The 11,590-nt window shown below is 38.8% G+C and carries 11 protein-coding genes and 1 pseudogene; 8 read left to right on the top strand and 4 right to left on the bottom strand.

Features of this window, described 5'->3' with window-relative positions; genetic code table 11:
* Positions 1 to 16: 16 nt before the first annotated feature.
* From EHLA_RS15455 to EHLA_RS17080, 8 genes and pseudogenes are all read left to right on the top strand, one after another.
* Complete coding sequence (locus EHLA_RS15455) at positions 17 to 253, top strand: Flp1 family type IVb pilin (protein ID WP_021906839.1); 237 nt, start codon at positions 17 to 19, stop codon at positions 251 to 253.
* Positions 254 to 296: 43 nt separating this feature from the next.
* Positions 297 to 1,817: a DUF5702 domain-containing protein gene (locus EHLA_RS15450; protein WP_096241440.1), complete on the top strand. Its 1,521-nt coding sequence runs from the start codon at positions 297 to 299 to the stop codon at positions 1,815 to 1,817.
* 282 nt (positions 1,818 to 2,099) lie between these two features.
* Positions 2,100 to 2,759, top strand: coding sequence for a hypothetical protein (locus EHLA_RS15445; RefSeq protein ID WP_123864878.1), 660 nt, complete (start codon positions 2,100 to 2,102; stop codon positions 2,757 to 2,759).
* Positions 2,760 to 2,761: 2 nt separating this feature from the next.
* Positions 2,762 to 3,280 carry a hypothetical protein gene (locus EHLA_RS15440; RefSeq protein ID WP_096241438.1) on the top strand — a complete coding sequence of 173 codons (519 nt, stop codon included), beginning with the start codon at positions 2,762 to 2,764 and terminating at the stop codon, positions 3,278 to 3,280.
* Between the two features lie 127 nt (positions 3,281 to 3,407).
* Positions 3,408 to 4,901 (top strand): DUF6382 domain-containing protein, encoded by a 1,494-nt coding sequence (locus tag EHLA_RS15435; RefSeq protein WP_096241437.1) that lies wholly within the window; start codon positions 3,408 to 3,410, stop codon positions 4,899 to 4,901.
* 83 nt (positions 4,902 to 4,984) lie between these two features.
* A complete protein-coding gene (locus EHLA_RS15430) occupies positions 4,985 to 6,025 on the top strand; it encodes a rhomboid family intramembrane serine protease (protein WP_096241436.1) in 1,041 nt (346 codons plus the stop codon).
* Positions 6,026 to 6,396: 371 nt separating this feature from the next.
* Entirely contained in the window at positions 6,397 to 7,035 is a 639-nt protein-coding gene (locus tag EHLA_RS16745; protein WP_242970745.1) for a PBECR4 domain-containing protein, read from the top strand.
* Positions 7,036 to 7,259: 224 nt separating this feature from the next.
* Positions 7,260 to 7,631, top strand: a pseudogene (locus EHLA_RS17080) (site-specific integrase); the annotation flags it as partial.
* Between the two features lie 12 nt (positions 7,632 to 7,643).
* Here EHLA_RS17080 and EHLA_RS15410 read toward each other — a convergent pair.
* From EHLA_RS15410 to dnaX, 4 genes are all read right to left on the bottom strand, one after another.
* Positions 7,644 to 8,717 (bottom strand): 6-phosphofructokinase, encoded by a 1,074-nt coding sequence (locus tag EHLA_RS15410; protein WP_096241435.1) that lies wholly within the window; start codon positions 8,715 to 8,717, stop codon positions 7,644 to 7,646.
* A 146-nt stretch (positions 8,718 to 8,863) separates the two neighbouring features.
* On the bottom strand, positions 8,864 to 9,463 hold the full coding sequence (gene recR / locus EHLA_RS15405; protein ID WP_096241434.1) for a recombination mediator RecR: 600 nt from the start codon (positions 9,461 to 9,463) through the stop codon (positions 8,864 to 8,866).
* On the bottom strand, positions 9,463 to 9,807 hold the full coding sequence (locus tag EHLA_RS15400; protein WP_021906831.1) for a YbaB/EbfC family nucleoid-associated protein: 345 nt from the start codon (positions 9,805 to 9,807) through the stop codon (positions 9,463 to 9,465). Before EHLA_RS15400 ends, recR begins: the two co-directional genes overlap by 1 nt.
* 120 nt (positions 9,808 to 9,927) lie before the next feature.
* Positions 9,928 to 11,583 carry a DNA polymerase III subunit gamma/tau gene (dnaX, locus tag EHLA_RS15395; protein WP_096241433.1) on the bottom strand — a complete coding sequence of 552 codons (1,656 nt, stop codon included), beginning with the start codon at positions 11,581 to 11,583 and terminating at the stop codon, positions 9,928 to 9,930.
* Between the last annotated feature and the right edge of the window lie 7 nt (positions 11,584 to 11,590).

Genomic DNA, 11,590 nt, shown 5'->3' with positions numbered 1-11,590 from the left:
GATAGGAGGAATAGCTATGTGTTTTTCAGTAGTAAAAAGAAGATTTACAAAGCGGTGCGAGAAAAAGGATGTGCCGGCAGGCAGAAATCGACTGAGGATGATTCTGGCTTCCCAGGATGGAATGGGAGTGGTGGAAGTTATATTAATTATCGTTGTCCTTATCGGTCTCGTCATTATTTTTCAGACGAATATTAAAGGAGTGGTAGCATCCATTTTCTCCACAATACAGAAAAATGCAGGCTCTGTTCGGTAGACATTTGTCTGGGCAATTAAGATATAGCAGCAAGAAGATTACAGTGATATTTGAGGAAAAGGGACAGATAACAGTTTTTTTATCTCTCCTGCTGATTGTTCTTATAGGATTTAGTTTTGTTGTTGTAGAAGGGGTATCCAGTTATAGTGCAAGTGCACTGGGGGAAGACGCGGTAAAGAATGCCGGAGAGAATATTCTTGCGAATTATGACAGAGAACTCTTTAATAAATATCATATATTTTTTCTTGATCCACGAGAGAAAAATTATATTCTATCTGATGGGAAGGCAGATATGGACCAGTATTTTTCAGGGAATTCATTTTTTAATGTCTTCTGTAATTCTCTTAAGATGACAGAAGAAGTGACAGCAGTAGAAGAAGATGGACTTTATCTTAAACATGAGATTCGGGAATGGATGAAGTACCGTCAGGAAGAGAAGGTGAAGGATACATTAAAGCAGCTCATAAATAATGTAAAAAAGAACAATGTAGATAGAAAAGAATATCAAAATGAAGCGGAGGAAGAGACAGGTAACATTGAGCAAAGTGAGGAAAATAAAGTAGAAGATACAGCAGAGGAAGAAACAGTGAGCCAGGAAGTACAGAAAGAACGTACAACGTGGAAGGAGATTAAGGAAGCGTTACAGCTTCTGACAAAGACAGGAATTTTATTTTATGTTTCCGATCATCCAGAACAGCTTTCCCGAAAAAGTATTCCAGAGGAGAATCTGCCATCAAGAGCGAAAAAAAGAGAACAAGAAGAACACAAAGTTGAGGAATTTTTGTTTTCCGGATCAGGATTAAAGGGGATAAAAAGTATGCTTTCTGTGGATTTCTCCATCAATACGAACAGTACATTGTGGACAAAAGAGAACTATATTGTTCCATATATAGAAGAATGTTTTTTAGATTACAGTGAGGAAGGAAGAGAAGGAAAAGAAGAAAAAGAAGAAAAGAACGATGTGCAGGAACAGGTTCTGGCATATGAAAAAGAATATCTAATCAAAGGACAGCCCTCCGATCTGGATAATCTTAAAAGAGTGGCGAATGATATTCTTTTGTTACGATTTATAAATAATTACATTTTTACAGGCAGGGATGCGGAAATACAGTCCCAGGTGAATCTAATGGCTTCGGCACTAACCGGTGTTGTGGGAATACCACAGACCGCAAAGGCAGTGCAGATGATGTTGAGAGCGGTTTTAAGCTATGGGGAATCTCTTCTGGAGCTGCACACATTATTTGAAGGAGGGGAGATTTCATTAACAAAGGACAGAGGAAACTGGAATCTGGAACTGAAAACAATGGTAAAGCAGTTAAAGGAAAAGAAGACCGTAAAAAAAGGAAAACACAATATATCATATAAGGATTATCTGAAAGTCTTACTTTTTATGAAAGGGAATTCTACGATACTATGTTATCGCATGATGGATATTATGCAGGAAAACACAGCGTGTAAAGAAGCAGGTTTTTTAATGGAAAATTGTCTGTTTTCCTATAAATGGAAGGGAAGCCTTTCTTTTGGATCAGTAAAAATGAAGTTTGAAAAGCAGGTTAGTTATTAGTGAAAATCGGGCAGATATTTTTTTAAGAGTATCTGCTCGAAGAGGGGGTGAAGCAGGGTGCTCTTTTTAAGACACATAATAAAAAACTCCTTTTTGGGTATGTGTAATGTTCTATGTTCGAAAAATAAATTAATAGGAAAAGAAAAGCCTCTCCAGGCACGAGTCGAAAGATGGATTTTACTTAAGAGAAACAGAGCATCCTGCTTTGGCTCCTCCAGAGCATCGATAACCGTAGAAACTTCATTAGTTTTTCCTGTTTTTATATGCGTATTATGTTGTTTTATGGCATTAGCGCAGATGGTTTTAATAGAAACAGAAGTACATTATGCAGCATCTCAGACGGCAAAGGTATGCGCCCAGAAAGCAGTCGTACAGCAACCGCAGAATGCAAGAGGAGTGTTTTTTTCGATATATGAAGGTGGTTCCTTATGTGAGAATCTTATTGATGGCGGGAAGAGAGGAATTTCAATACATTCTACTTTATTAGAGGGAGAACAACTGCAGATAAAAGCGGCATATACATTAAAGGTTCCGGTACCCTTTTTTTCAGGATTGCGATTTCGAAAAAAAACAACGGTAAAAAGAAGGATATTTTCAGGATATGTAAAGCACTGGGGAGAATATGAGGAAGCCGGGGATAATCAGATTGTTTATGTTGCAGAAAATGGAGTAGTATACCATAAAGATTCTTCCTGCTCACATATCTGTTTAAAAATTACCGGCAGTGCAGCAATACAGGAAGTTCTTCATTCATCAAAATATGCTGCCTGTGAGAAGTGTATAAAGAAAGGGAAAAATCCATCGGCATTATTTGTAACAGCCTATGGGGACTGCTATCATTCTACACTGGGATGTAGTGGATTAAAAAGAACGATAAAAGCGGTAAAGTTAAAGGATGTCGGAAACTTGCGGCCATGTTCACGCTGTGCTTCTAGGAGGTAATTATGATAGGAATAAGAAAAATGGATAATCGGGGGATGATGACAGTAGAAGCAGCCTGCATTGTACCGATTATTTTGATGATAATCGTTATAGAAATATTCTTTGGTATTTTTCTAATTGATATGTCGTCAGTAAAGAGCGAGACGATTCGACTAGCCGATGAGACGGCAGATGTATGGAAGACAGATGGAAATCTGATAGATGGAACGTATAAGCCACAGCAATTATTAAGTCGTAATAAAAATTTTCTTCGGCATAATAATAGAGGTCAGCTTATCGGAAAGGCAAAAGCAAGGCTGGCAAAAAGAATTTCAACACGTTTAAGTGGTACAACCCTGTGCAAAAACGGAGTGAGTTTTTCAGAAGATAAAGTATCAGCAAGTGCATCGATCCGGTTTTTGATTCCTGTGTGGGGGAGCAGGGAGTATACGGGAACAGCTGGATGGACATTTACATGCAAAGAAAAAGCAGTTATAAGCAATGAAGAGGAACTTCTTAGAAAACAGACAGCGAAGAAGTAAGAAGAAATAAAGAATCAAAGAAAGATTGCAATAAAGAAAGATTACAATACAGAAATAAAAATCAAAAACAATGCACAAACAGATAAAAAGACAAACAAAAATAGAAGAGGAGAGAGTGTGAGGGATTGTGGATATTGTAAAAGAAGGGACACATACCTATCTGTTAAGTGTAATTGAACATAAAGAAATATTAAATAAAGAAATACTAGATAACGAAATATCAGATAAAGAAGATGTCGGTTTTGAAATAAAACAGAACATGACTGATTGTGGGTTAGATTATTATTTATCTGTAGAATATGAAGTGTTGAATCGTAATTCTCTAAGAATGCTGGTGCCGGTACAGCTTCGGGAAAAAGATGGAGAAAAAAGCCTGCTATTTGACATAACAGGAAGAAGATCATTAAAAATGCAGGAAAAAAATGAACCGTTATCACAGGATAAATGCAAAAGGATCCTGCAGAGTATAAGTGATTTAATACAGGAAATAGATGATTATATGTTGAACCTGAATTATGTGGAATTATCACCGGAATATATTTATGAAAGTGCAGACGGAACGATGCAGTGGATTTACAGTCCTAAAACATATAGGGAAAACCTCCAGGCCAGAATAGAAGCTTTCTTTGAATGGATGCTCATCCAGATAGATTATGAGGATGATAAAGCAGTGCGGTATATATATAAGGTGTATAATAAAGTTCGTAAATTGGGATTTTCAAAAGAATTATTGGAAAATTATCTGTGTACAGAAGAAAAAGAGGAAGAATATATAAAAAGAAATTCATACGAAGAATTTTTCAGGGAAGACTTAGCAGAGGAAAGAGTGAAAGAACCGGAAAGGGAATACTTTAAAGAAGCAGATCAACCTTCTGTTCAGAAAATAAATGCTAAAAAGCCATCGTATCAGAAGTTCATATATATAAGCTTGCTTAGCATTCTCGGAATTGCCAGTATCGCAGCAATTGTGTTTGAGAGTATTTGTATAGTTTCCGGAATCACAAAAGGGTTTACAGAAATTCTTCTCAGATATTGTATCGGGGGAATATTATTTATAGCAGCCTTTGTACTTGCAATATTAAAATGTTTTAGAGAACTTAGACGAATCAGAAAAGCGCCAGAGACATGTTTGGCTGATTATAATAAGAAAAATAGAGAAAATGATAATGCAGAGCAATACAATAGAAGAGGAAACAAAGATATGTCAGTAGTAAAAACAGAAGCGGAATGGGATATGAAAACAGATTGGAATACCGAGGGAGAAGGAACAACTATTTTGAGTTTAGAAAAAGAATCTTTTTATCCGATGCTTCGAGATATGGAAACCGGCATTGTTTCTATCATAAAAAGCTGTCCGTTTTACATTGGCAGTGCAGAAGGGGTAAATCAGTTAAAAATATCAGACAAAACAGTAAGCAGAGAACATGCAGTGATATTAGAAGCTTTTTACGAAAACGGGGGAGAAGGATATATTCTGCGAGATTTAGATTCAACAAATGGAACGTGGATAGACGGAAGGAAAATAAAAAAAGGCAGCCAGGAAAGATTACAAGAAGGAGCAACGGTGCGTTTTGCACAAAAAGAATATAGATTTCTGTTGGAACACACAACAATCCAGTAATATAGTATGCGGTCTCTTGCACTAAAATGCCATCCCTTATATAATGGGGATAATACGATAAAGAAAGGTAAGCAGGAGATTTTATGGAATTTACAGAAGCATTGCAGGAATTCTTATTTCACCAGGGATTTCAGAGAATAAAATATGATTCAAAGATTTTATGGGGAAAGGATACCAATGGAAAGTTATCGCTGCTTGAGATTGTTCCTCCGGTATTACCGGGACAGAAAAAGATGTCGTTAGAACAACGGGAAAGAGAAATGGCGGATATCGAACGTCAGATTATGATAAAGTACCAGAAAAAAGTAGAACATCTGCTATTGATACTGAGACAGGGAGCGCCGGATACAGAGGAAAGAAAAGAAGCAGAAAGTTATCCGGATGTATGGTTTTTTGACATAAAGGCAGGACAGCTCTATATTTATGAGTATCAAAAATCAGAATATTATAATCTGGAAAATGATCTAGAGCCATTTACGCAGAAATTTTTGCAAAAACAAGCCGCAGAAGAGAAAAAAGAACTTCATCAGATGTTAACACCAGTGAATACGATGCTTGTTCTTATCAACGTGTTTGTCTTTGTGGTATTGAGCTTTTTTGGAGATACAACAAATGCAGAATTTATGGCGACACATGGCGCGATGGATTGGGTAGATATTGTAGAAAAAGGACAATATTATCGCCTGTTCACATCAATGTTTCTCCACTTTGGAGCAGACCATCTTCTCCAGAATATGCTCATTTTATTATTAATTGGATGCAGATTAGAAAGAATCACCGGAAAGCTGGCATATTTTATTATATATATCGGAGCAGGATTAGCAGGAGCGGTAACCTCAGTAATTTTTACCTTGGGAGCCAGTCCAAACACAGTAGGAGCTGGAGCATCCGGAGCGATCTTTGGAGTTATGGGTGGACTGCTATTCTGTATCCTGGCAGATCTTATTCAGAAAAAGAGACACAGAGTAGAAGAAATCGGATTAACAGGAATGATCTTTATGGTATGTTCCGCATTATCCTATGGTTTCTTCTCTAATGGAGTTGATAATGCAGCTCATATAGGAGGACTTATAGGAGGATTTCTACTCACTATGTTAAGTAGACTATTATGTAAGAATAAATAGAGTTGGAATCGTACGAGACCGATTTAATCATATTGGAAATAATTAAAATTTGCAGAGCTGTGTTGATTTTTTTGATTGATTGAGTATAATAAAAGTAAGAACAGAAATGTTCTCGATGTAAGAGCATCGTTAAAAGTTGGGCTGCAGATGGAGCAGGATAAAATTCCATCTCATTAGATGTCTTAACTGGGCATCGAGCTTGGCAACTTGGATAAAGTTGTAGTCCACGTGGGGGACTTAATGATTTCCACGTCGTTATGGGTATCTTAACTGGGTACCGAGGCTGACAACCAGCAGAAAACTCTTTTACAAAAGTAATTCTCAGAAGAGTGTGGTTAAATGCCACACTCTTCTTTGCGTGTGAGGTATAAATGGCAACAAAGGTAGATAAGAAAAACGCAATACGACAAGGTATTATAAAGGCGGCAATTGTATATAGCCAGAGTTTAGCGGGTAAAACGTTTCTGTATGTATATGGAGATGAATATTTTGAAGTTTCTTTTCCGGTGGATCATTTTCTGCATTTAACAGGAGTGGAGACAAGACTTTCTGCAAAGGATTTTTATAGGAATGCAAAAAAGGCTATTCTTACAAATAATCAGTTCTATTTTGATGCAAGACATGTATATGCAAATGCCAAAAAGAAACTTCCATGTTTGAAGCGGTTGCCAGAATTAACAAATGAGATGGTTTGTGTTCTTAAGGATATGCAGACTATGACAATTACATATAAGCTCAGCGTTACAAATTTGGAATTTACATTAGGGCTGACAGAAAACATAGATAGAGGTGGAAACAAGATTAATGATTTTTTCTTGCCAATGTCTTTACGAGTTAAGGATTCATCTGTTGAAAAAAGTAACGATGGAGAAATCATAGATTTCATTTTTTCAAAGGACGCCAGTGTAGCGAAGTATGATGTTTTATTGGTTGAAGATAAGGATAAGAAAATTCCAGATTGCATAAAGCATTTGATTAGTAACAGCTTTTATAATGAAGCAAATGAATAATTACATATAGAACAATCAGAGCATCGGGGAACAGAATCCTTACAGCGATTGTAAGTGTTATTTATTGTGTTTCTGTGCTATCATTTACCCAGAAATGGATAGGAGGTATTCACATGAAACCAATTTTGAATATTGAAAATCTTACCAATGTTCTGGATAAGTTTCCGTCCAAGATGTCCGGCGGCCAGCGTCAGCATGTTGCGGCAGCAAGGACTCTGATCTTGCATACAAAATGTTGGCTGATACATCTTTAGCAGGTAGAAAAGAAAAGCTATAGTTCCATTCATTCAATCCGAGGAGTTCTTCACCCGGCATTTCAGTTGGCGGTGGATGATGACCTGATCAGGAAAAATCCATTTCAGTTTCAGCTAATGGAAGTGGTTGTGAATGACAGTGTGACAAGAGAGGTAATCAGCAGAGCAGAGGAACGTAAGTTTCTACGATTTGTGAAGGAAGATTCTCATTTTTGCAGGTATTATGAGGGAATCTACATATTATTTAAAACCGGTCTACGCATCTCGGAATTTTGTGGTTTGACGATTTCTATGTTATATATGCACCACTCTGTCATAGGGTTAGAGGCTGTTTTGCGACAGCCTCTGTTTTTCTTAATCCCCAAAAGAGATTCCAAGATGTTTTGCCTGAAGCACAATCTGATCATCTGGGGAGACATACTTTAACTTTCCAGCTGTTTTTTCCAGAGGAAGTGTAGTTACATCATACCCTTTCATGATAAGCAGTTTGCCGTAATCTTCTTTGGCAATCAGTTCTGCAGCTGCCACTCCGAGGCGGCTGGAGATAACGCGGTCAAATGGAACAGGGCTTCCGCCACGCTGTGTATGACCAGGAATCGTGACACGCACTTCCTGACCGGTTGCTTTTTCAATCTGTGAAGCAAGCTCATAACCAACGGTAGAATATTTACGCTTAGCAAGCTTTGCTTTGTACTGTTTCTTTGAAAGCTGGGCATCTTCTTTTGAGATCGCACCTTCTGCAACTGCCAGGATAGTGAACTGTTTTCCATGTTCATTACGGCGTTTAATAGCTTCAATGACGTGTCTAAGATCATAAGGAATTTCAGGGATGAGAATGATATCCGCTCCTCCGGCGATTCCAGCATGGAGGGTAACCCATCCTACTTTATGTCCCATCAGTTCTACAATAAATACACGATTGTGGGAAGCTGCAGTTGTATGAATACGGTCAATTGTCTGTGTAGCGATATCTACGGCACTCTGGAAACCGAAAGTCATATCTGTTCCCCAGAGGTCGTTATCAATTGTTTTTGGAAGGGAGACAATATTAAGGCCTTCTTCTCTTAAAAGGTTTGCTGTTTTCTGGCTGCCATTACCGCCGAGAATGACGAGGCAGTCTAAATCAAGGTAACGGTAAGTTGCCTTCATTGCTTCTACTTTATCAAGACCGTTTTCATCAGGAGTTCTCATTAACTTAAAAGGCTGTCTGGATGTACCGAGGATTGTACCACCGGTTGTCAGAATACCTGAAAAATCCTGAGAAGTCAGTCGTTTGTAGTTGCCGTAAATTAATCCTTTATACCCATCAATGAAGCCGTAAATCTCAACATTTCCCTCAAGGACATTAAGACCCTTTACAACACCACGCATGGTAGCATTTAAACTCTGACAATCTCCACCGCTGGTCAGCATACCAATTCTTTTCATCGTAGTCATCTCCCATTCTTATCTGATGGTCTCTTAAAAATCCGCAAGTACTGTTACAAAGAATTTTTAAGAGAGTAATCTAAGTTATGCAATTAAAGTCCTGTATTTAAAACTTTATATTTAAAGTGCTATATTAAAATCTGTATCTAAAGTTCTACTCGTCCATCCAGCGCTCTTGAGAGGGTTACCTCATCAATATATTCTAATTCACCGCCAATAGGAACACCGCTTGCGATGCGGGTCACCTTTATCCCAAGAGGTTTGACCTTCTTGGTGATATACATTGCAGTAGCTTCTCCGTCAAGACTGGAGTTTGTAGCAAGAATCAACTCTTTTACTTCTGGATTTTTAAGGCGTTCTTCAAGTTCTTTGAAGCGAATATCATCGGGACCTTTTCCAAGACTTGGAGCGAGGGTTCCCTGAAGAACATGATAAACACCATGATACTGACCGGTTTTCTCGTAAGCAGCCAGGTCCTGTGTATGTTCTACGACCATGATCGTACTGTGATCTCTTTTCGTGCTCGCACAGATTGGACATACTTCAGAATCCGTCAGTGTACAGCAGTATTTGCAGTAGCGGATCTTTTCTCTTGCGGTGACAAGTGTCTGTGCAAGGTGATGTACATGCTCTTCCGGCATGTTTATGATGTGAAAAGCAAGACGCTGTGCAGACTTACTGCCGATACCGGGAAGTCGTCTGAGTTCATCAATAAGATTAGTAATCTGGGTACTATAATAATTCATTAAAATCCGAATCCTCCGCCAAGGCCGCCAGTTAATTTAGAAAGCTGAGCCTGGGAATCTGATTCCATCGCACGAAATGCTTCATTTGTAGCAGCCATGATAAGATCTTCTAACATTTCGATGTCATCAGGATCTACCACTTCTTCAGCAATCTTAATAGCAGTCACTTCTTTTTTACCGGAAACAGTAACAGAAACAACACCGCCGCCTGCAGTTGCTTCGTAAGTCTTCTCTTCTAAAGCCTTTGTAGTCTCAGCCATCTGCTTCTGCATCTTCTGAGCCTGTTTCATTAAATTGTTCATGTTACCAGGCATGCCACCTGGGAATCCACCTCTTTTTGCCATAATAAAAACCTCCATAAAAAATAAATAATTAATAAATTCATATATCACACGCAGATGTACATAAAGATGCGTAAATTCACTGCAAAATCTGCGATGGAATAACGGAATATTTTAGAGTATTTATTCAAAAATAACCGTCTGATGAATCTTGCTTAGATCAATATAGTTCGATTGTTCTGCCGGCTGATGGGAGTCAGACGTACATTTAAATGTTACGACCTTTCCAGTCTGTTCTGCAACAAGTTCGGATAAAAGGTCCAGATTTTTGTGATGTTCCCGCTCAAAGTATTCTTTAGCAAGGCTGTTGTTTGAGAAAACAAGCTGTAAAATAGTACTGTTGTCTGCAACAGCGACTCTTGCCGCACGAAGAAACTGCTGCATAGGCATGGATGATTGATTGACAATGTCATTCCAGCGGTTCGCTATTTTCTTTAAATCCTCCGCTTCCGCAGGAGAAAAACGCTTCTCCAACGCTTCTTCTGGTGAAATCTGCGCTGCCTGACTTTGTGACGCACTGTTACCGGCAGATACACCGCCGTTTGCAGCACCTCCAATGGCTGTGTCAGAAGACGGGTTAATACCACTGTTATTCCATGTACCACCAGCAGGAATCACAGGAAGTCCCTGTGCAAGCATGGTCTCTAACTGCCGGACACGTTCGGAAAGACTTTCGGCATCCGATTCTGTTTCTGGACGGCAAAGCTTAATAAAGCCGACTTCTAAAAGAACTCGCTTCTGTGTGGCAGTTCGAATCTGGTTAGATAGCTCGGAAAGCAGTCGGATATAACGCAGGAGAGCAGTAGTGTCTACCATGGCACATTCCTCTTTTAAGGTAGCGATCGTTTCTTTTGACATATCAAGGCTTTCTTCTGCACCTTCTTGATCCTTTAATATAAGAAGGTTGCGAAGGTACCAGAGAAAATCAGAAAGAAACTGTGAAAGCTCCCGTCCTTCAGTGATCATGGTATCAATAATATCAAGAGCGGACATGGAATCCTTCTTTAAAATACTCCGAAGCAATGTGCTGAAAACAGAAGTATCCGCAGTGCCAAGCACCTCTAAAACATTCTCATACGTAAGCGTCTGTCCAAGATAAAATGCGATACACTGGTCAAGAAGACTCAATGCATCTCGCATAGAACCATCCGCAGCGCGAGCAATGTAACGCAATGCTTTCTCTTCCGCATCAATCTGTTCCTTCTCCATCAACGATACAAGGTGACCTGTAATCGTATCAACAGAAATTCGTTTAAAATCATATTTTTGGCAGCGGGAAAGAATCGTAACAGGAATCTTATGCTTTTCTGTTGTAGCCAGAATAAAAATAACATAAGAAGGAGGTTCTTCGAGTGTTTTCAGCAGAGCATTGAATGCTCCGGAAGAAAGCATATGAACCTCATCGATAATATATACTTTATAACGTCCCTCAACAGGGGAATACTGTACCTGTTCCCGGATATCCCGGATATTCTCCACACCGTTATTAGAAGCCGCATCGATTTCGAGTACATCAAGAGAACTTTGTGCGTTAATTGCCTGACAGGAAGGACAGGCATTACAGGGATTTCCATTGACCGGATGCTCACAGTTTACCGCCTTTGCAAAAAGCTTTGCAATAGAAGTCTTACCAGTACCTCGTGTACCACAAAAAAGATAGGCATGCCCTATTCGGTTATAAATAATCTGATTTCTCAATGTCTGGACAATGGCATCCTGTCCTCTTACTTCATCAAAATCATTCGGACGCCACTTCCGGTATAAAGCCATATAGCCCATCGAATCA

The sequence above is a fragment of the Anaerobutyricum hallii genome, assembly GCF_900209925.1.
Taxonomy (GTDB): Bacteria; Bacillota; Clostridia; order Lachnospirales; family Lachnospiraceae; genus Anaerobutyricum; species Anaerobutyricum soehngenii.
Note: the sequence above shows the minus strand (reverse complement) of the source record. Positions and strands in the feature narration are given on the sequence as shown.

Excerpts from the sequence above, each read along its gene's own strand:
- EHLA_RS15455 (WP_021906839.1), top strand. The coding sequence starts at position 17 with ATGTGTTTTTCAGTAGTAAAAAGAAGATTTACAAAGCGGTGCGAGAAA.
- EHLA_RS15445 (WP_123864878.1), top strand. The coding sequence starts at position 2,100 with ATGGCATTAGCGCAGATGGTTTTAATAGAAACAGAAGTACATTATGCA.
- EHLA_RS15440 (WP_096241438.1), top strand. The coding sequence starts at position 2,762 with ATGATAGGAATAAGAAAAATGGATAATCGGGGGATGATGACAGTAGAA.
- EHLA_RS15430 (WP_096241436.1), top strand. The coding sequence starts at position 4,985 with ATGGAATTTACAGAAGCATTGCAGGAATTCTTATTTCACCAGGGATTT.
- EHLA_RS16745 (WP_242970745.1), top strand. The coding sequence starts at position 6,397 with ATGGCAACAAAGGTAGATAAGAAAAACGCAATACGACAAGGTATTATA.
- EHLA_RS15410 (WP_096241435.1), bottom strand. The coding sequence starts at position 8,717 with ATGAAAAGAATTGGTATGCTGACCAGCGGTGGAGATTGTCAGAGTTTA.
- recR (WP_096241434.1), bottom strand. The coding sequence starts at position 9,463 with ATGAATTATTATAGTACCCAGATTACTAATCTTATTGATGAACTCAGA.
- EHLA_RS15400 (WP_021906831.1), bottom strand. The coding sequence starts at position 9,807 with ATGGCAAAAAGAGGTGGATTCCCAGGTGGCATGCCTGGTAACATGAAC.
- dnaX (WP_096241433.1), bottom strand. The coding sequence starts at position 11,583 with ATGGGCTATATGGCTTTATACCGGAAGTGGCGTCCGAATGATTTTGAT.